General features: G+C 64.2%; 18 protein-coding genes. 12 read left to right on the top strand and 6 right to left on the bottom strand.

Annotation, left to right across the window (positions count from 1 at the left end; all coding sequences use genetic code 11):
• Positions 1-15 precede the first annotated feature (15 nt).
• Positions 16-1314 (bottom strand): NupC/NupG family nucleoside CNT transporter, encoded by a 1299-nt coding sequence (locus tag FHT02_RS12865; RefSeq protein WP_184088178.1) that lies wholly within the window; start codon positions 1312-1314, stop codon positions 16-18.
• Positions 1315-1453: 139 nt separating this feature from the next.
• Between FHT02_RS12865 and FHT02_RS12860 the strand changes: the two genes are divergently transcribed.
• The 6 genes from FHT02_RS12860 to FHT02_RS12835 all read left to right on the top strand — a co-directional run bounded on the left by FHT02_RS12860 (position 1454) and on the right by FHT02_RS12835 (position 5299).
• Positions 1454-2134, top strand: a complete 681-nt coding sequence (locus FHT02_RS12860; RefSeq protein ID WP_184088176.1) for a queuosine precursor transporter — start codon at positions 1454-1456, stop codon at positions 2132-2134.
• Between the two features lie 41 nt (positions 2135-2175).
• Positions 2176-3075, top strand: a complete 900-nt coding sequence (argB, locus tag FHT02_RS12855; RefSeq protein WP_184088174.1) for an acetylglutamate kinase — start codon at positions 2176-2178, stop codon at positions 3073-3075.
• A gap of 79 nt (positions 3076-3154) precedes the next feature.
• Positions 3155-3457, top strand: coding sequence for a YggT family protein (locus tag FHT02_RS12850; RefSeq protein ID WP_184088172.1), 303 nt, complete (start codon positions 3155-3157; stop codon positions 3455-3457).
• A complete protein-coding gene (locus FHT02_RS12845; RefSeq protein ID WP_184088170.1) occupies positions 3458-3766 on the top strand; it encodes a DUF167 family protein in 309 nt (102 codons plus the stop codon).
• Positions 3756-4658 carry a bifunctional methylenetetrahydrofolate dehydrogenase/methenyltetrahydrofolate cyclohydrolase FolD gene (folD, locus tag FHT02_RS12840; RefSeq protein ID WP_184088168.1) on the top strand — a complete coding sequence of 301 codons (903 nt, stop codon included), beginning with the start codon at positions 3756-3758 and terminating at the stop codon, positions 4656-4658. Before FHT02_RS12845 ends, folD begins: the two co-directional genes overlap by 11 nt.
• Positions 4655-5299 (top strand): MarC family protein, encoded by a 645-nt coding sequence (locus FHT02_RS12835; RefSeq protein WP_184088166.1) that lies wholly within the window; start codon positions 4655-4657, stop codon positions 5297-5299. The genes folD and FHT02_RS12835 overlap by 4 nt, the downstream gene beginning before the upstream one ends.
• On the opposite strand, the gene FHT02_RS12830 is transcribed toward FHT02_RS12835, so the two are convergent.
• Complete coding sequence (locus tag FHT02_RS12830) at positions 5256-7046, bottom strand: AcrB/AcrD/AcrF family protein (protein ID WP_246352392.1); 1791 nt, start codon at positions 7044-7046, stop codon at positions 5256-5258. The genes FHT02_RS12835 and FHT02_RS12830 overlap by 44 nt on opposite strands.
• A 127-nt stretch (positions 7047-7173) precedes the next feature.
• Here FHT02_RS12830 and FHT02_RS12825 point away from each other — a divergent pair, with 127 nt between their 5' ends.
• Both FHT02_RS12825 and FHT02_RS12820 read left to right on the top strand, forming a co-directional pair.
• Positions 7174-7596 (top strand): GtrA family protein, encoded by a 423-nt coding sequence (locus tag FHT02_RS12825; RefSeq protein WP_343056941.1) that lies wholly within the window; start codon positions 7174-7176, stop codon positions 7594-7596.
• Position 7597: 1 nt separating this feature from the next.
• The gene (locus tag FHT02_RS12820; protein WP_184088163.1) at positions 7598-8326 is read left to right on the top strand and encodes a class I SAM-dependent methyltransferase; all 729 of its coding nucleotides are present in this window, start codon (positions 7598-7600) and stop codon (positions 8324-8326) included.
• Positions 8327-8348: 22 nt separating this feature from the next.
• On the opposite strand, the gene FHT02_RS12815 is transcribed toward FHT02_RS12820, so the two are convergent.
• Positions 8349-9374: a glycosyltransferase family 2 protein gene (locus tag FHT02_RS12815; protein WP_184088162.1), complete on the bottom strand. Its 1026-nt coding sequence runs from the start codon at positions 9372-9374 to the stop codon at positions 8349-8351.
• 457 nt (positions 9375-9831) lie between these two features.
• Here FHT02_RS12815 and FHT02_RS12810 point away from each other — a divergent pair, with 457 nt between their 5' ends.
• Positions 9832-10584 (top strand): SDR family oxidoreductase, encoded by a 753-nt coding sequence (locus tag FHT02_RS12810; protein ID WP_184088161.1) that lies wholly within the window; start codon positions 9832-9834, stop codon positions 10582-10584.
• Between the two features lie 208 nt (positions 10585-10792).
• On the opposite strand, the gene FHT02_RS12805 is transcribed toward FHT02_RS12810, so the two are convergent.
• On the bottom strand, positions 10793-12880 hold the full coding sequence (locus FHT02_RS12805; RefSeq protein ID WP_184088160.1) for a RelA/SpoT family protein: 2088 nt from the start codon (positions 12878-12880) through the stop codon (positions 10793-10795).
• Positions 12881-13074: 194 nt separating this feature from the next.
• Positions 13075-14283 carry an LL-diaminopimelate aminotransferase gene (locus FHT02_RS12800; protein ID WP_184088159.1) on the bottom strand — a complete coding sequence of 403 codons (1209 nt, stop codon included), beginning with the start codon at positions 14281-14283 and terminating at the stop codon, positions 13075-13077.
• A gap of 123 nt (positions 14284-14406) precedes the next feature.
• Between FHT02_RS12800 and FHT02_RS12795 the strand changes: the two genes are divergently transcribed.
• From FHT02_RS12795 to clpS, 3 genes are all read left to right on the top strand, one after another.
• Positions 14407-16140, top strand: coding sequence for a PHA/PHB synthase family protein (locus tag FHT02_RS12795; protein ID WP_184088158.1), 1734 nt, complete (start codon positions 14407-14409; stop codon positions 16138-16140).
• Positions 16141-16255: 115 nt separating this feature from the next.
• Positions 16256-16987: a phasin family protein gene (locus tag FHT02_RS12790; RefSeq protein WP_184088157.1), complete on the top strand. Its 732-nt coding sequence runs from the start codon at positions 16256-16258 to the stop codon at positions 16985-16987.
• Positions 16988-17172: 185 nt separating this feature from the next.
• On the top strand, positions 17173-17511 hold the full coding sequence (gene clpS, locus FHT02_RS12785; RefSeq protein WP_184088281.1) for an ATP-dependent Clp protease adapter ClpS: 339 nt from the start codon (positions 17173-17175) through the stop codon (positions 17509-17511).
• 377 nt (positions 17512-17888) lie between these two features.
• On the opposite strand, the gene FHT02_RS12780 is transcribed toward clpS, so the two are convergent.
• Complete coding sequence (locus tag FHT02_RS12780) at positions 17889-18593, bottom strand: Crp/Fnr family transcriptional regulator (protein WP_184088155.1); 705 nt, start codon at positions 18591-18593, stop codon at positions 17889-17891.
• Positions 18594-18700: the final 107 nt, after the last annotated feature.

The raw sequence follows: 18700 nt of genomic DNA, 5'->3' as shown, positions 1-18700 counted from the left end.
ATTGGGCGGAAGCGTTCAGGGCAGGAGCAGCCCCGCCAATGCCGCTGACATCAGGTTCGCGAGGCTGCCCGCGATCAGCGCGCGCACGCCCAGCTTGGCGATCATCGCGCGCTGGTTGGGCGCAAGGCTGCCCGTCGCCGCCATCTGGATGGCGATGGAGCTGAAATTAGCGAAGCCGCACAGCGCGAAGGTGATGATCGCTTTGGTGCGTGGCGCCAGTTCGGGATTGTTACCCAGCTGGATGAACGCGACGAACTCGTTCAGCACCACCTTGGTCCCGAACAGTCCGCCGGCCTGCACCGCTTCGCGCCACGAGATGCCGAGCAGGTACATCACCGGCGCGAACACCGTACCGATGATCTTCTGGAAACTCAGGCCCTTGAACCACAAGGCCCATTCGGCATTGCCACTGGCATAATAGACCCAGTTGCCCGCGCCGCCGAGCAATCCGTTGGCGAGTGCCACCAGCGCCACGAATGCCAGCACCATCGCGCCGACCGCGACGGCGATCTTCACGCCGGTCGAGGCGCCGCTTGCCGCCGCCATGATTAAATTGGCAGCGCGCTCTTCCTCCAGATCGTGCTCGGCGACCTTGATGACTTCCTCTTCCGGATCATCACCCAGGGGCAGCTCGCCCTCGGGCACTGCCGGCGTATCCGGCATTATGATCTTCGCCATCAGCAGTCCGCCCGGCGCCGCCATGAACGACGCGGCGAGCAGATACGGCAGCGACGCCGGCCCCAGCAGGCTGGCATAAGCGGCGAGGATCGTGCCCGCGACCCCCGACATGCCCACGCTCATCACCGCGAACAGCTGCGACGGGGTAAGCCGCGCCAGATAAGGACGGATCACCAGCGGCGACTCGCTTTGACCGACAAAGATGTTGGCCGCGGCGCACAGCGATTCGACCTTGCTGGTGCCGATCACCTTTTCAATGCCGCCGCCGATCCAGCGAACGACGAACTGCATCACGCCCAGATGATAGAGGATCGATACCAGCGCCGCGAAGAAGATGATTACCGGCAGCGCGGCGATGGCGAAGCTGGTGCCGCCCAGCTCGGGCTTGGCCAGTGGGCCGAACAGGAAACTGGTGCCTTCGCCGGCATAGCCGAGCAACGCGGCTACGCCGCTGGACATGCCGTGCAGCACCGCCTGGCCCCAACCCGTACGCAGCACCAGCACGGCGATTACGACCTGCAATCCGAATGCTGCACCCACCACGCGCAGCCGGATCGCGCGGCGGTTGGTGGACAGCGCATAGGCGATCGCCAGGATGGCCAGCACGCCGAAGATGCCGATCGGGAAATGATTCATGCGGTGAGACAGGGTCCTAAGGGCGGCGCGCTGAATTTGGCCAGCGAAAGCGGGACCATACACGCTGTGCCGATTCTCGCCAGTAGCGGGATCGCACGCATCTTGCCGCAGCGCCCGCTTTGCCGCTAGCGTCCCGCGGATGGACAGTCTCCGGCCCGCGGGCACGCGCTCGCTCTTCGCGCTTTCGATCTTCTACGGCGGAATGGTGTGCATCGCCGGCGTGCTCGGCAACAAGCAGGTATCGCTCGGCCCGGTGTCGGAACTCGGCAACTGGGTGGGCGTCGGCCCGCTCGCGGTAGAAGCGGGCATCTTCGCGTTCCTGCTGCTGGTATCAGTATCGAGCGCGGTCGCCGAACTGCACGGTCCGTCGACCGCGCGGCGACTGGTCGTGGTCGGTTTCGTGCCGCTGGTCATGTCGGTGCTGCTGTCGTTGCTGGTGCTCAGCCTGCCCGCTTCGCCCAGCATGGAACCCGAGCGGCTCCACGCGTTCGACATGATGATGGGCGCGACGCCGCGCATCTGGCTGGGTGGCATCATCGCTTATGGCATTTCGCAGATCCTGAATGTCACGATCTTCAGCTGGCTCAAGGGCCGGGGCGGCGGCCTGCTCTGGCTGCGCGCAGCGATCGCCAGCGTGCTGAGCCAGATCACCGACACGTTGATCTTCGTCACCGTCGCCTTCTACGGCATCTTCCCGATCCAGGAGTTGCTGGTGGGGCAGATGCTGACCAAGGTGGTGCTCAGCCTCGTGCTGGTGCCGCCGCTCATCTATCTGTTCGTCTCGATCGGCCGCTCGCTGGACAAGCGCCGCTCGCTTTGAGGAACATTGCGGGCGGGGGTCGCCGCGCCTAAGGGGCGCGGATGACCGATCACGGACCCGATCCCGCGCTGCTTGCCAAGGCAGAGACGCTGACCGAGGCGCTGCCCTATCTGCAGCGCTATGCCGGCGCGACCTTTGTCGTGAAATATGGCGGCCACGCCATGGGGCATCCGGACCTCCAGCGCCGGTTCGCTAGCGATGTGGTGCTGCTGAAGGCTGTCGGCATCAACCCGATCGTGGTGCATGGCGGCGGGCCGCAGATCGGCGCCATGCTCAAGCGCCTTGGCGTCGAATCGCAGTTCGTCGGCGGCCTGCGCGTGACAGACGCCGAAACCGCGCGCATCGCCGAGATGGTTCTGGCCGGATCGATCAATAAGGAAATCGTCGGCTGGATCGGTCAGGCCGGCGGGAAGGCCGTCGGCATTTCAGGCAAGGACGCCGGCCTTGTCACCGCCCGCAAGGTGGAAGGCCGCGGTGCCGATCCCCTCCAGGGCATCGAGCGCCATGTCGATCTGGGCTTCGTGGGTGAGCCGGTCGCGGTAGACCCCGCCATCCTTCACTCACTCGCGGCACAGGGATTCATTCCGGTGGTGGCGCCCGTGGCGCTGGGCGCGGATGGCCACACCTACAACATCAACGCCGACACCATGGCTGGCGCGATTGCCGGTGCATGCGGCGCGGCGCGCTTTTTCCTGCTGACCGATGTCGCCGGTGTGCTCGACAAGTCGGGCGACCTAGTGACCGATCTGGATGCCGAACGCATTGCTGCGCTCAAGGCCGATGGGACGATCTCAGGCGGCATGATCCCCAAGGTAGAGACCTGCATATCCGCCGTAGCCGCGGGCGTGGACGCCGCAGTGATCCTGGACGGCCGCGTGCCGCACGCGCTGCTGCTCGAGATATTCACCCGGCGCGGTGCGGGTACGCTCGTCCACGCTTGAGGGTGTTCCCCGCCAAAGCTTTCCTATATCGTCAGATCAACCGAGTTTCGCGGAGACAATCTTGAATTCCTTCCTGATCATGCTCCTGCAGATCGTGCAGCTGCTTCTGACGGTCTTCACCTTCATCATCGTGGCCCAGGCGATCCTGTCCTGGCTGATCGCGTTCAACGTCATCAACACATATAACGAGTTCGTTCGCTCGCTGTGGAACGGGCTGAAGGTCGTGACCGAGCCGGTGTATCGCCCGATACGCCGGGTGCTGCCGGATTTCGGCGCACTCGACATCTCGCCGCTCATCGTGCTGCTGATCCTCTATATCCTCAACAACTATGTCATTCCTTGGCTGATGATCCAGATCGCCAACCCCGGTTATCCGGGCTGAGTGCCCGCCTGGCGGGGCAGCGCTGACGCGATCGAGATCACCGTCCGCGTGACCCCACGGGCATCGCGCGACGTGCTGGCGGCGGGCACCGCGGACCATTTCGCCGCCCGCTTGGCAGCGCGGCCGGTCGAAGGCGCTGCCAACACCGCACTGGTCGCGCTCGTCGCCAAGCAGTTCGGTGTTTCACGCCGCGCGGTCACCTTGCTTGCCGGGGAAACCTCCCGGCTGAAGCGGCTCGCCATCACCGGCGACGTTGCAATGCTGGAACAGATCGCCCGCAGCCTCTATGGGATGGGGCATGACGGCTGAACTGATCGACGGCAAAGCATTCGCGGCGGGCCTTCGCGCCCGCGTCGCGGCGCAGGTTCCCACTTTCCAAGCGGCTGCGAGCCGTGCGCCTGGCCTTGCCGTGGTGCTGGTCGGCGAGGATCCCGCCTCGGCGGTCTATGTCCGCTCCAAGGGTAAGCAGACGCGCGAAGCCGGTATGGAAAGCTTCGAGCATCGCCTGCCCGCCGACACCGGCCAGGACGACCTGCTCGCGCTGGTCGAACAACTCAACGCCGATCCGGCGGTGGACGGCATCCTCGTCCAGCTGCCGCTGCCGCGCCATATCGACGAGCAGGAAGTGCTGCTGCGGATCAGCCCCGACAAGGATGTCGATGGCTTTCATCCGGTCAACGCCGGCCGCCTCGCAACGGGGATGGAGGGCTTTGTGCCTTGCACGCCGCTCGGCTGCCTGATGCTGTTGCAGGATCGGCTGGGTGACTTGTCCGGCCTCGACGCCGTGGTGATCGGCCGCTCCAACATCGTCGGGAAGCCGATGGCGGCGCTGCTGACGCAGGCAAGCTGTACCGTCACTGTCGCCCATTCGCGCACGCGCGATCTTGCCAGCCATGTCGCCCGCGCGGACATCGTCGTCGCGGCGGTTGGGCGCGCCAACTTCGTGCAAGGCGATTGGATCAAGCCGGGCGCAACGGTCATCGATGTGGGCATCAACCGCGTCGAGGGGAAGCTGGTGGGGGATGTGGACTTTGCCAGCGCGATGCGCGTGGCCGGGGCGGTTACACCCGTGCCGGGCGGGGTAGGGCCGATGACCATCGCCTGCCTGTTGCGCAACACACTGGTCGCGGCGCACCGCAACGCCGGCGTACCGCTCGCCGGGGATGTTCTCGCCGGCATTGATCGTCCCGAACGCACATGATCGAGCTCTTCGTCTCCGCTTTCGTCACCTTCTTCGTGGTGATCGACCCGCCCGGCTGCGCGCCGATCTTTGCGGGACTGACGTCGGGGGCGAGCGCGGTGCACCGCCGGGCGATGGCCGTGCGCGCGGTGCTGGTGGCCGCCGCCATCCTGTTCGGCTTCGCATTGTTCGGAGAGGCGCTGCTGCATGCGCTGGGCATCAGCCTCAACGCCTTTCGCATCGCCGGCGGCATCATGCTGTTCCTGATCGCGCTGGAGATGGTGTTCGAGCGTCGCACCGAACGCCGCGAAGACCGCGCCGAGAAGGTCAAAGCGGACGAAGAGATCACCGACATCTCGATCTTTCCGATGGCCATGCCGATGATCGCGGGTCCCGGCTCGATCGCTTCGGTCATGCTGCTGATGTCGAAGACGCAGGGGCTCACCCAAAGCATCGTCGTGCTCGCGGCAATGTTCGCGATCCTCGCGCTCAGCCTGCTCGCGCTGCTCGCCGCAGGCCCGATCATGCGGCTGGTCGGCGCGAAGATCGAAGCGGTGGTGTCCCGCCTTCTTGGCGTGCTGCTCGCCGCGCTCGCCGCTCAGTTCGTTATCGACGGGATCACGACTTCCCTGGTCGTGGGTCGCGCGGCGACGGGGCACTGACCGACGCGTCGGGCAGGTCGTAGCGGATCCGCCACAGCTTGAACGGTGAGTTCGCCGGCAGCGCCATCGGCTCCAGCCAGTTCGGCACCCGGCCGCGATACAGCTGCGAGAAGAAGCCCTGCGGCCCGCGCGATCGGTAGATCGTCGTTTCCGACATGTCGGGGCAGATCAGCAGATACTGCGCCTTGTGCCGTGCCGCGATCGCGCGAAAGCCGCCCGTCGGCCCGGTGAAGGCGTGGTGCACGTCCAGGATCGCGTCGCCGTTGCGGTGGTAGGGGCCGGCGATCCCGTCATGATGGGTGATGGTGATCAGCCGCGGACCCATATCGACATGCGTGAACAGGATCGCCTTGCGATAGGCGTTCAGGGGCAGCAGCGACGACACGCGCCCGCACGCCGCATTCGCCTTGGCATATTTGGCCGGCGTCGCTTTGCCCGGCTTGTCCGCGGGCAGGAACGGCAGCGCAAGGCCCGCGAACAGGCCGGTCGCGACCAGGAATGCCACGGCGGACCCGACGATTCGCACGGCCATGTTGGACCGGGTCAGGAACCAGGGAATGACGATCCAGGCCAGTGCGGTCGCGCCCGGCACGCTCAGCATCTGTGCGGCAGGACCCGCGCGGACCTGCCACAGCAGCATTGCGCCGGCAAAGGCCGTAAACAGCGCGATCGCTGCCCAGGCGATTGCCGCCGCGCTGCGCCGCGCCCGCCACGTGGCGAGCAGTGCCCCGATGATGCCGACTACGGGAAGCGCCGCCATCGGGAAGGCGTTCTTGAGCGGGTGCTTGTAGATCGGCCGCGCCTCACGGACGTTGTTGAGCCAGGTTCGCGCCAGCTCGTCAGAGACTTGCTCGGGCCGGCCCAAGCATTGCGGGAAGAACAGTGCGAAGCCTGCGACGATCACCGCGCCTACCGCAGCGGCAAGGGCAAAGCGCACCCAGCGGCGTTCCGCCGGCACAAGCGACAGGGCGAACAACAAGCTTCCCGTTGCGACCGTAACGCTGAGCCAGACGGGAGTGAGCGCGTCACACCGCAGAACCTGGTTCGCATTGGAGGCGAACAGGGCAAAGCCAAGCGCCGAGCCACCTGCCAGCGTCAGCCCGTGTGCCGCTATCCGCCGCGCGTCCGCGCGATCCCAGATCCAGCGCAGCACGATGATCCCGTCGGCCATCGCGCAATAGGGCAGCATCTCCAGCCCGATGGTCAGCGACACCGCACTGGATATGCCCACCGTCGCGCCGCCGCGTGCGCGGTTCGGATCGGCCAGCCCCGCCACTGCCATCGCCAGGCAGGCGAGCTGCCAGCCATGATGGTCGATCCGCATCGGCGCATACATGGCCATGGTCGCGGTGCAGCTCATCAGCACCAGCATCGCCATTGGCCAGGCATAGCCCGCCACCAGCCGCCGAACGGTCAGCGACAATGCAGTCATGGTGAGCGCGAGCGGCAGCAGCGGCGCAAGGCCGCATGCCCATTTCTCCGCCGCTTCCACGCCCAGGAACGGCCGCAGCAGCAGGATCAATCCGGCAATCGGCAGATCCACCAGCCGCGACCAATGAATGTCGAAGCCGCCCAGTGCAGGATCGAGCCGATACTGGCGCAAATCGTACCAGCCCTGGCCCGCAAGCAGCGCGCGAACCTGCATCAGCCGCATATTGTCGTCGGTGTCGTTCAGCACCAGCCAGTGAATATTGGCTTGGCGCTGGACCAGGTACCAGGCGACCACGCAGCCCCAGAACGCCAGCATCCAGCCCAGCCAGTGGCGGTCCAGCTCGTGATCCAGGCGGAACCCGCCCCATGGCTTCAGCTTCAAAATCGCTTCCCTCGCTCGATCTCCCGCATTAGGGCGGCGGCTTGCGCGAGGGCAAGCTGAAGTGACGGCCGTTCAACGACGAGTGGAAACCTTGCTGGAGAGCGGTCTGCTCGGCCAGTTGATCCGGTTCGTGATCGCCGGCGGCATCACCACTGGCTTGTACACGCTGGTATATTCGCCGCTCGCGGGCTTGGGCATCACTTCGGAACAGGTCGCCAATATCTGCGGCTACCTGGTCGCGATGACCTCCGGTTATGTGCTCCACAGCAAGTGGAGCTTTCGCGGGCATGGCGCCGAGGCGACGAAGACCAGCTGGCGCTTCTTCGTGGTGTCGCTGGTCAGCTTCGGGCTCAACACCGTGTTCGTCTGGATACTTACCGACGATGCCATGCTGGCGGGCCCCTGGTGGTGGCCGCTGATCCCGATCCTGTTCGTGACGCCGCTGGTCACTTTTGCACTTAACCGTTTCTGGGTATTCGGCTGATATGGACCGCGTCGTTTACGATCGCATGGCTGCGCACGACACCACCCATTGGTGGTACCGCGCCCGCCGCGACATTCTTTCGGACTTTCTCGCACGTGAGGCGAAGCTGCCCGCGCAGGCGCGCATCCTCGAAATTGGCTGCGGCACCGGCCACAATCTGCCGATGCTTGCCAGCTATGGCGAAGTCGACGCGATCGAGATTGACGAGGCCGCTGCGGCCAAGGCCAGCGAGCGCTTGGGCAAGCAAGTCGGATCAGCGCCGCTGCCCGAACTGAATGGGGTCGAACCCGCCAGCTACGACATGGTCGCGGTGCTCGACGTGGTCGAGCATGTCGAGGACGATGTCGCCGCGCTTCAGGCGATCGCCCGCGCGCTCAAGCCTGGCGGCAAGATCCTGGTCACCGTGCCCGCGCACCAGTGGATGTGGAGCGCGCATGACGTGGTGAACCACCATAAGCGCCGTTATTCCAAGGCATCGCTCGCCAAGGCGCTGGATGCAGCGGGCCTGCGCCCGCACAAGCTGGGTTACTTCAATTCGCTGCTGTTCCCGGTGGCGGTCGCGGCGCGCTTTGCCGGCAAGCTGATGGGCAAGGACGACAGCGACGATTCGCCGCCGCCCAAGCCGCTCAATGCGCTGTTTCAAACGATCTTCGGCCTGGAGCGGCACTTGGTCGGCCGCGTGCCGCTGACGCCGGGCCTGTCGCTGATCGTATTGGCGACGCCGAAGTAACGTCCCCCTTCTTGGACTGCGCTTACTCGGCAGTTTCGCTTCGCACCGACTGCGGCGAAACCCGCACCTCGCCTGAATCCTCGAAGCGATAGCCGAGTGAGGCGTGGCCTTTAACCGGCCCGGCGACGTCAGCGACTAGGTAAAGCGGCCGCCGCTTCGATTCGACGTACAGCCGCCCAAGATACTCGCCGATCATCCCCAGCACGAACATCTGCACGGCGCCTAAGAACACCACCACCAGCATGGTCGATGTCCAGCCCTGCACGGCATTGCCCATCAGCCAGCCGACCAGGATGTAGAGCATCAGCAGCAGCGACGCCCCGGTCAGCAGCAATCCGACATGGCTGGCAAAGCGCAGCGGCGCAGTGGAAAAGCCAGTGATCGCGTCGAGCGCGAAACGCACCATCTTGCCCAGCGGATATTTGGTCTCGCCGGCATGCCGCTCATGCCGGTCATACACGAACGGCAGCTGGCGAAAGCCGACCCATGCGACCATTCCGCGAATGAAGCGCGCCTGCTCAGGCAGCGACAGGAATGCGTCGAGCGCACGCCGGGTCATCAGGCGGAAATCGCCGGTGTCGAGCGGGATAGGGGTGTCGGTGATCCGGTCAAGCATGCGGTAGAACACGGCCGCGGTCAGCTTCTTGAACAGGCTCTCGCCTTCGCGCTTGCGGCGCACGGCGTAGATCACATCCGCGCCTTGGGCATGCATCAACTCGCGCATTGGCCCCAGCAGCTCGGGCGGATCCTGGAGGTCGGCGTCGATGATCAGGATTTCTTCGCCGGCGCACAGGTCCAGCCCGGCGGTCAGTGCCAGCTGGTGACCATGGTTGCGCGACAGGTTGATCGCCACCAGGTGCGGGTCCGCCGCGGACAACCGCTGCATCACGCTCCAGCTCCCATCGCGCGACCCATCGTTGATCAGGACGATCTCGTAATCCTCGCCCACGACGTCGCGCGCAGCCGCCGAGATCCGGGCGTGTAACATGTCGAGACACCCTTCTTCATTGTAGCAGGGTACGACGACGGAAAGTTTGGGCCGCTTCATGGGCGCGCTGTCTAGCGGCTCACACCGGCCCCGTCGATTCCGAAGCGGCGGTGGCGGCATGTCGGGGACCGGCTGATGCGACGCTCGCTGTGCTGCACGGGGGCGTTGTTATCGGAGTAGCTGCACGTTCAGGAAGCCCGATACCGCTGTGGATGCATAACTCCAGGTGGTCGCTTCCACCCAATTGCGGACGTTCAAGCGGGCAATTCAAGCCGCTAATGAGCGGTCAACCGCCCACCGGAGACTTGGACGCTTCTTTCTGTCCCGATGGCGGTTTGGGGAAAACGGATTGCGCTTGTCGCTTCCAGCCTGATTGGCAGGGCCGATTTCCTGCTGAGCGTTTCGTTTTTGGGGCGTCGACCTCGCACCGGGTCCAAAAGCAGTTAGAAGACAGGGAACGGGACGAACGCAACGGCAAGGCTCGCTAGCTGTGCGGCTTCAACAAAGGAGCCGATGAATGAAACTGCTGGGCGGTAAGGTAGCCATCATCACGGGGGCCAGTTCGGGCATTGGGAAAGCGGCCGCGCTGCTGTTCGCCGCAAACGGTGCGTCCGTGGTGCTCGTTGCCCGGCGGCGAGCGCCACTGGACGCCGCCGTCGATGAGATCAAGGACCGCGGTGGTCGTGCGCTCGCGGTCGTTGGAGACGTCACGGAAGAGCGAACACATGATGAGGCTGTCGCTGCCGCACGAGCGACGTTTGGCGGTTTGCACATCGCCTTTAACAATGCGGGACTGGTGGGAGCGTTGGCACCGCTGGCAGAAATCGAACCGCAACAATGGTCAGAGGTCCTGGCTGCAAATTTGACTGCAGCGTTTCTCGGCACCCGATCACAGATCCCCGCCATGATCGAGCAGGGGGGCGGCGCGCTCGTTTTCACGAGCAGCTTCGTCGGCAACAGTGTAGGATTGCCCGGCATGGGTGCCTATGGAGCAGCGAAGGCAGGCCTTCTTGGCTTGGTCCGAGGCATAGCGGCCGATTATGCATCAACCGGCATCCGCGCAAATGCACTACTGCCTGGTGGCACGGCTACCGACATGGCCGGGGATGATGCCCAACGCGATTGGGCTGCCGGTCTCCATGCAATGAAGCGGATCGCTCAACCCGAAGAAATTGCCCAGGCAGCACTGTTCCTAGCCTGCGACATGTCCAGCTTCGTTACAGGATCAGCGCTCTGGGCTGACGGCGGCAACGCAGCGGTTAAACTGTAACCATCCTCCAGAACCGCAGCTTCCAAGCGTGACTGCTTGGATGCCATCCGGTCTCGCCATCGCTTGCGGTGACCTGGCATCGGCGCGGGTCGCCTCTCATCGCACCGCAAACATGGCCTCAGGAAACTGATACTGGCTTGACACATCATCCTTTTCCGGACGGCCCGCAATTCACCCGGACACCGACCTTTTCAGGGAGGTGCGCCAGTTAAATCCGCTCAGCCTCGCTGACTGCGTCGGCTGCCCGCAGGCCCGCCAGCAGCCGCATCAGATGTGCGGCGTTGCGGACTTCCAAGTCGAGGGTGTTGGTGTGAAAGGTCGTGTCGCGGCTATCCATGCGCAGACCGAGGATATTGGCCTTGTGCTGGCCGATCAGTGTGGCGACCGCGCCCAGCGCGCCGGGCTCGTTCTTGAGCGTGATCGAGATGGTGGCTGTGCCGCCTTCGGCCTTGTCGCCCCATGTCAGGTCGACCCAGTCCTCTTCCTCAGTGTCAGCAAGGGCCGCGCAGTCGATGCGGTGCACCTCGATCGGCTGGCCTGCGCGGCGGACGCCGATAATCCGGTCACCCGGCACCGGACGGCACCCGTCGGAAAAGCGGAACGCGACACCGGGGGTCAGCCCCTTGATGTCGATCGCATGACTTTGTGGCGGCATTGCGTGGTCGGCACCTTCAGCCGATCCCGGCATCACTGCGTCCATGACCTGCGCGTCGGTCACCTGGCGCTTGGCGATCGCCTCCATCAACGCGCCCTCATCGGCACATTTCAACCGCTTCAGCGCGTCGCCGAGTGCACTCTCCCCAGGCGGGGTGGGTAGGCGCTGGACGATTTCGTCGTAAAGCTTGCGGCCGAGTGCGAGCGTCTCGTCGCGCTCCCTGTGGCGGATGTGCCGCCGGATCGCCGCGCGGGCCTTGCCGGTAATCGCAAAGTTCAGCCAATTGGGCTGCGGCTCCTGTGCCTTGGACCGCAGGATCGAAACCTGATCGCCTTGGGCGATCTCGGTACGCAGCGGGACGACCTTGCCGTTGATCTTCGCGCCGACTGCCTGATCGCCCAGATCGGTGTGCACCGCATAGGCAAAGTCGATCGGGGTCGCGCCCTTGGGCAGCTGGATCAGCTCGCCCTTTGGCGTAAATGCGAAGATCCGATCCTGGTACATCGCCATGCGTGTATGCTCGAGCAGCTCTTCGGGGCTCTCGGCATGTTCCAGGATCTCGATCAGGTCTCGGATCCAGCTGACCTGCGTATCGGGGCGCACTGCGCCCTGCTTGTAAGCCCAGTGCGACGCGACGCCGAATTCGGCCTGCGCGTGCATGTCGCGGGTGCGGATCTGGATTTCCACGCGCGTATCGCCGGCGTGCATGATTGTGGTGTGCAGCGATCGGTAGCCGTTGCGCTTGGGGGTCGAGATGTAGTCCTTGAACCGCCCCGGCACCATCGGCCAGCGGCGGTGGATCACGCCGAGAGCGCGATAGCATTCCTCTTCGGTATCGACGATCGCGCGGAACGCCATAAGGTCGCTCAACTGCTCCAGGCTGACATGCCGCTCCGACATCTTCTTCCAGATGGAAAAAGGATGCTTTTCGCGTCCGCTGACGTCGGCTTCGATGCCGCCGCGGGCAAGAAGCTGGTTTACGCCGGCCGCGATCGTGGTGATGCGGTCTTCACCTTCGACCCGCAGCGACTCCAGTCGCTTGGTAATCGACTCATAGGCTTCAGGCTCGAGCACCTTGAAGGCGAGCGTCTGCATCTCCTTCATGAACTCGTACATGCCGATCCGCTCCGCGAGCGGGGCGTAAATATCCATCGTCTCGCGTGCGATGCGTCGCCGCTTGTCCTCCTTTTTGATGAAGTGCAGCGTGCGCATGTTGTGCAGCCGGTCGGCGAGCTTGACCAGCAGCACGCGGATATCGTCCGACATCGCCAGCAGGAACTTGCGCAGATTCTCCGCGGCGCGCTCGCTCTCGGTCTGCGCCTCGATCTTGCTGAGCTTGGTCACGCCATCGACCATGCGCGCGACATTCGCACCGAACAGCCGCTGGACTTCCTCCGGCGTCGCAACCGTATCTTCGATCGTGTCGTGCAGGATCGCCGTGGCGATCGTCTCGTCGTCCAGATGCAGGTCGGTCAGGATGCCTGCGACTTCGATGGGGTGGCTGAAATAAGGGTCGCCATTGGCCCGCTTCTGTGTCCCATGCGCGTTGACCGAGAAGACATAAGCTCGGTTGAGCAATGCCTCATCGGCGTCGGGGTCATAGGACAGGACCCGGTCTACAAGTTCATACTGGCGCAGCACGGTATCTAAATGGGGCCGCGAGCGGCTGATTTGCAATGAAATAGCGCGCGCTTCAGCCGCTTAGTGCCACCAATCGCGCGCGCACCGCGTCCGACACCGGTCTGGATCGCTGGCCGGTGGAGTCGATAGGGACGTTCACGATCTCCACTTTCGCGTGCAGATCGCCGGTCCGGGCGATCACACGACGTTGATCGTCACCCCGCCTTGCTGGACGGGACGTTGACGCCCATTGACTGGAGATACTTCTTCACGTTGCGCGCCGCCTGGCGCAGGCGCTGCTCGTTCTCGACCATGGCGATGCGGACATAGCCTTCGCCATTCTCGCCATAGCCGACACCCGGCGCCACGGCGACTTTGGCATGGGTCAGCAACTGCTTGGAGAACTCCAGCGACCCAAGATGCGCCAGTGCTGGCGGCAGCGGCGCCCAGGCGAACATCGACGCTTGGGGGGAGGGAATGTCCCAGCCCGAACGGCCAAAGCTCTCCACCAGCACGTCGCGGCGCTTGTGATAGAGTTCGCGGTTCTTCTCGACGATGTCCTGGGGGCCGTTGAGCGCCGCCACCGCCGCGGCCTGCACGGGCGTGAAGGCACCGTAATCGAGATAGGATTTCACCCGCGTCATCGCGGCGATCAGATGCTTGTTGCCTACCGCGAAGCCGATCCGCCACCCCGCCATCGAATAGGTTTTGCTGAGCGACGTGAACTCGATCGCCACGTCCTTGGCGCCCTCTACCTGCAGGATTGAGGGCGTCGGCTTCCCGTCATAATAAAGCTCGGAATAAGCGAGGTCGGAGATGATCCAGACCTTGTTCTCACGCGCCCAGGCGACCAGGCGCTCGTAAAAGGCAAGGTCCACCGTCTCCGCGGTCGGATTCGACGGATAGTTGATCACCAGGATGCTCGGCCGCGGCACGGTGAAGTTCATCGCCCGCTCTAGACTCTCGAAATAGGCGTCGTCGGGCGTGGTCGGCACCGCGCGGATCGTCGCGCCGGCGATGATGAAGCCGAAGGTATGGATCGGATAGCTTGGGTTCGGCGCCAGGATCACGTCGCCCGGCGCGGTGATCGCGGTGGCGAGGCTCGCCAGCCCTTCCTTGGAGCCCATGGTGACGACGACTTCGCTCTCTGGGTCGACGTCGACGCCGAAGCGGCGGCCATAATAATTCGCCTGCGCGCGGCGCAGCCCCGGAATGCCCTTAGACTGCGAATAGCCATGCGCGTCGGGCTTGGCCGCGACTTCGCACAATTTGTCGATCACGTGCTGCGGCGGCGGCAGGTCCGGATTGCCCATGCCCAGGTCGATGATGTCCTCGCCGCCTGCGCGCGCCGCGGCCCGCATCCCGTTCACTTCGGCGATGACGTAAGGCGGCAGGCGCTTGATGCGGTAGAACTCTTCGGACATGTCCATCTCTTCGCTGGAGGGCGGCACCCGAACGCGCCGCCCTTGCGTTGATACGGCATATGCACAGTTTCGGGAACGCCGAGTTGCACGGGCTGTCACGAAAGCGACGCGGGAGACAAACGCATGGCCGATACCATCACGCCGACGCCAAGCCTGGAGGAACTCCAGCACTGGACCTGGGTGCTCGGCCGCGCGCAGCAGATGATGCTGGAAAACGGCTTCGACCTGGCCACGGCCAAGCCCGCCGACAATCCCTACGCCGCGATGTTTGACCCCAGCGCCGCGATGCGCGCGGGCGCGGATTTCTGGGCCGACACCATGCAGCTGTGGCAGCGCTTTCTGGACCCTGCCCACGCGCAGCCGTTCGAGGAGACCCCCGAGCAGGCGAGGGACAGGCGGTTCAAGGCGCCGCAGTGGCGCGAGCAGCCGGTGTTCGATTTTCTGCGCCAGAGCTACTTCACGCTCGCCGACCACCTGTTGAAGGGCGTCGATGCGCTGGAAGGTGTGGATCCGCACCAGAAGGAGCAAATCCGTTTTGCGACCAGGGGCTTCATCGACGCGATGAGCCCGACCAACTTCCCGGCCACCAACCCCGAAGTGTTGGAGCATCTGGTCGACACAAACGGAGAGAGTCTGCTCAAGGGCCTGGGCAACATGCTGAACGACTTGGCCAAGGGGCAGCTGACCCAGGTCGACCCGCACGCCTTTGAGATCGGACGAAATTTGGCGGTCACGCCGGGCAAGGTGGTGAAGCGGACTCCCTTATACGAGCTGATCCAGTACACCCCGGTCACCGCCCAGGTCTTTCGCACTCCGCTGATCATCTTTCCGCCCTGGATCAACCGCTTCTACATCCTGGACCTATCGCCCGAGAAGAGCCTGATCCGCTGGGCGGTGGAGCAGGGGATCACCGTGTTCGTCGTGTCGTGGAAGTCGGCCGACGCGACCATGAAGGACGTGGTGTGGGACGATTATGTCGAGCATGGTCAGATCGACGCGATCGACACCGTGCGCGGGCTGCTTGGCGTCGAGGGAGTTCACGCGGTGGGCTACTGCGTCGCCGGCACCACGCTTGCCGCCACGCTGGCGGTGCTGGCGGCGCGCGGCCAGGCGGACAGGGTCAAGAGCGCGACCTTCCTCACCGCGCAGGTGGACTTCTCCGAATCGGGCGACCTGCGCCTGTTCGTCGACGACGATCAACTGGCGATGATCCGCAGCCTAGGCGCCGAAGGGTTCCTGGACGGGCGCTACATGGCGGCGACCTTCAACCTGCTGCGGGGGCGCGACCTGATCTGGAACTATGTCACCAACAATTACCTGATGGGCCGGGATTATGTGCCGTTCGACCTGCTTCACTGGAACTCGGACGTCACCAACCTCCCGGCTAAGTGGCATCTGAGCTACCTCACCGACTTCTATCGCGACAACAAGCTGGTGAACCCCGGGGCAATGGCGATCGGCGGCACGCCCATCGATCTGGGGCAGGTGACCACGCCCACCTATGTCCAGGCGGGCCGTGAGGACCACATCGCTCCGGCGCAATCGGTGTGGAAAATCACCCACCACTTCAAGGGACCGCTACGTTTCGTGCTCGCCGGGTCGGGTCACATCGCGGGCGTGGTGAACCCTCCCTCGTCAGGGAAGTATCAATATTGGACCAATGACGCGCAGGCCGGCTCGCTCAGCGAGTTCCTGGCTGGGGCGCAAGAGAACAAGGGAAGCTGGTGGCCGGACTGGGCAGGCTGGATCGCCGCGCGCGATCCGCACAAGGTAGATGCATCGGGCGCACGCATCCCGGGCGAGGGCGCGCTCCCCGCGATTGAGGATGCGCCGGGAGCTTATGTACGAACCCGCTGAAAAGCCGCGATTTTCACAAGTAAAATAGTGTTGCTGCGCCGCACAACGCACTTGCGGAACATGCACGCGAATAGTACATGTTGCGACGCAGCATTCATCCAGAGGACCGAGTCGCATGGCTACCAACGGACCAAAGGCGGGCAAAGGCGCGCGCACCAGCAAGCCGATCCTCTCCGTGGCAGAGGCTGCCGTTCCCATTGCCGAGAAGTCCGCGCCGGATTCGGTGATCGAGGCAGCCGCCCCGATCAACCGTTCAGGACCGGTCCCGGCAGTGGCTGCGTCGCAGGAAGTACCCGAAACTGTTGAAGCCACGGCAATGCAGGCTCAGCCCGCCGCCGTGCAGACCATCAACGAAGTCGTGGCCGCCGAGGGGCTGGTGCGCGACAGCATCGTCAAGGAAGTCAGCACCATGGACACCACCGTCGAGAACAACGGCGCGAAGGCGCACGCACTTTTCACCGATTTCAACGACCGCACCCGCGCGGCCGTTGAGAAGTCGACTAAGCTCGCCGAAGAAGCCGGTGAGTTCGCCAAGGGCAATCTGGAGGCGCTGGTCGAGTCGAGCCGGATCGCCGCCAAGGGTCTGGAGAGCTTCGGCCAGGACGCCGCCGACTATGGCCGCAAGTCGTTCGAGAACGCCACCTCGGCGATGAAGACGCTGTCGACGATCAAGTCGCCGACCGAGTTCTTCAAGTTCCAGAGCGATTTCATGCGCGGCATGTTCGACGCGTATGTCGCCGAGACCTCCAAGAACACCGAAGCGATGATCAAGCTCGCCGGTGACGCGGCGCAGCCGCTGTCGAACCGCGTTGCGGTCGCCGTCGAAAAGGTGAAGACTGCGGCCTGAGCCGTTCACGTCCGAACACGAAAGGGCGGTTGCCACTCGGCGGCCGCCCTTTTCCGTAATGGATCCGCGCAGCACGCTCATCGGGCGACGACACACGCACTTAAGCGCGCCGCCGCCTTGCCTCTGTCCCATCGACGCCATATTTTCACAGCGTGATGATCGAACCAGAAAATTCCGTGATCAAAATGGCCGAGGACGGCGATCATGACGATGGCCGCGACGGCCGTGACCCCTCGGTGGGCCTCGCGACTCGCACCCGCAGCCGCACCAAAAAGCCTACGCCATACCGCGTGCTGATGCTCAACGACGATTATACGCCGATGGAGTTCGTCGTGCTGGTGCTTCAGCGGTTTTTCCGCATGACGATGGAGGAAGCGACGCAGGTCATGCTCCATGTCCACCAGCGCGGCGTCGGTGTGTGCGGCGTGTTCAGCTATGAGGTGGCGGAGACCAAGGTGACGCAGGTGATGGACTTCGCCCGGCAGAACCAGCACCCCCTGCAATGCACGCTGGAAAAGGCGTGAGCACTTAGGGTTTCGCGTGGGCGGCGGTTGCGATGGTTCGCGCCGTACCTTGAACGTCGACACCCGCAGGCATTGAGCTGGTTTGCAGCACCCCTGTTCACCGGCGAAGGCCGGGGCCCAGCTACGATGCGGTTTGCGAGGGCTGCCTCTGCTTCCTGGCTTGGCGAAGCTGGACCTCGGCCCCCTCCAGGGAACTGCTTCCGTTCGGGCTGCTGGCGGCAAGTGCGCCTGTTTCGCGCGCGAAGGAGGAGTGATCCTTCCTTTGTCTCCCGGGCTTGAGCCGGGATCCCGCTTCTTCTTCTGTTTGCCCAAGGCAGCGGGACCCCGGCTCAAGGCCGGAGTGAAGTAGGAGACAATATGACGTTAGGTCTGCACCCTCAGGCCGCTGGTAGCCAGCTGAGATCCAGCCCCTCATACCGGTTCACATAGTTGGCCGCACGCGCCAGGGCGCGTTCGTCGACCAGCGTCACCTTGCCGGCCTCGCGCGCGATCAGCCCGTCTTCTTCCAGCTGGCGCAGCATGCGGTTGACGTGCACCGCAGTCAGGCCGGTAGCGTCGCCCACCTCTTCCTGCGTCAGGCCCAGGGCGAACACATTGGCGATGCTCTTGTCCGACACGCGTAGTCGGTTACGCAGCTCTAGCAACAACGCAGCCACGCGCGCCTTCGCGCTGGTGCGGCCCAACGCTGCCAGACGGTCGGTCAGGGCCACGCGTTCGATCTGCGCATGCACCATGATCATTGCCGACAGACGCGGGTGCGCAGTCATGATTCCGGCCAGCGCCGTGCGGTCGAACGGCGCGACGGTGCAATCCGACAACGCTGCCAAAGTCTCGGGCGCTTCTCGATAGATCGCGCTGGACATGCCGAGCATGTCGCCCGGGAACAGAAAGCGCAGGATTTGCCGGCTGCCATCGTCCAGCAGGACGTAGCTCATCATCAGGCCCTTGCGGAGGATGAACATCTCGCCGCAGGGCTCGTTTTCACGCTGAAGCACCGCCCCGCGACGCACTTGCCGCTGGCGTGACTCGAGCTTTTCCAACGTCGAACGCTCGTCGGACGTCAGTTCAACAAGCTCGCTCAATATCTCAGCGAAACAACTAATCGCCACGCTCTTCGCTTCCCCCACCGCCGATGCAAAGCAGTACCTTGGAATCAATGCATTAAAGTCGATCAATGCCCATCAACGGC

The organism is Sphingomonas xinjiangensis, from assembly GCF_014199255.1.
Lineage (GTDB): Bacteria > Pseudomonadota > Alphaproteobacteria > Sphingomonadales > Sphingomonadaceae > Sphingomonas > Sphingomonas xinjiangensis.
Note: the sequence above shows the minus strand (reverse complement) of the source record. Positions and strands in the feature narration are given on the sequence as shown.

What these genes read in the sequence shown, in the direction of transcription:
- FHT02_RS12865 (WP_184088178.1), bottom strand. Translation starts at nt 1,314, where the DNA reads ATGAATCATTTCCCGATCGGCATCTTCGGCGTGCTGGCCATCCTGGCG.
- FHT02_RS12860 (WP_184088176.1), top strand. Translation starts at nt 1,454, where the DNA reads ATGGACAGTCTCCGGCCCGCGGGCACGCGCTCGCTCTTCGCGCTTTCG.
- argB (WP_184088174.1), top strand. Translation starts at nt 2,176, where the DNA reads ATGACCGATCACGGACCCGATCCCGCGCTGCTTGCCAAGGCAGAGACG.
- FHT02_RS12850 (WP_184088172.1), top strand. Translation starts at nt 3,155, where the DNA reads ATGCTCCTGCAGATCGTGCAGCTGCTTCTGACGGTCTTCACCTTCATC.
- folD (WP_184088168.1), top strand. Translation starts at nt 3,756, where the DNA reads ATGACGGCTGAACTGATCGACGGCAAAGCATTCGCGGCGGGCCTTCGC.
- FHT02_RS12835 (WP_184088166.1), top strand. Translation starts at nt 4,655, where the DNA reads ATGATCGAGCTCTTCGTCTCCGCTTTCGTCACCTTCTTCGTGGTGATC.
- FHT02_RS12830 (WP_246352392.1), bottom strand. Translation starts at nt 7,046, where the DNA reads ATGCTGGCGTTCTGGGGCTGCGTGGTCGCCTGGTACCTGGTCCAGCGC.
- FHT02_RS12820 (WP_184088163.1), top strand. Translation starts at nt 7,598, where the DNA reads ATGGACCGCGTCGTTTACGATCGCATGGCTGCGCACGACACCACCCAT.
- FHT02_RS12815 (WP_184088162.1), bottom strand. Translation starts at nt 9,374, where the DNA reads ATGAAGCGGCCCAAACTTTCCGTCGTCGTACCCTGCTACAATGAAGAA.
- FHT02_RS12810 (WP_184088161.1), top strand. Translation starts at nt 9,832, where the DNA reads ATGAAACTGCTGGGCGGTAAGGTAGCCATCATCACGGGGGCCAGTTCG.
- FHT02_RS12800 (WP_184088159.1), bottom strand. Translation starts at nt 14,283, where the DNA reads ATGTCCGAAGAGTTCTACCGCATCAAGCGCCTGCCGCCTTACGTCATC.
- FHT02_RS12795 (WP_184088158.1), top strand. Translation starts at nt 14,407, where the DNA reads ATGGCCGATACCATCACGCCGACGCCAAGCCTGGAGGAACTCCAGCAC.
- FHT02_RS12790 (WP_184088157.1), top strand. Translation starts at nt 16,256, where the DNA reads ATGGCTACCAACGGACCAAAGGCGGGCAAAGGCGCGCGCACCAGCAAG.
- clpS (WP_184088281.1), top strand. Translation starts at nt 17,173, where the DNA reads ATGGCCGAGGACGGCGATCATGACGATGGCCGCGACGGCCGTGACCCC.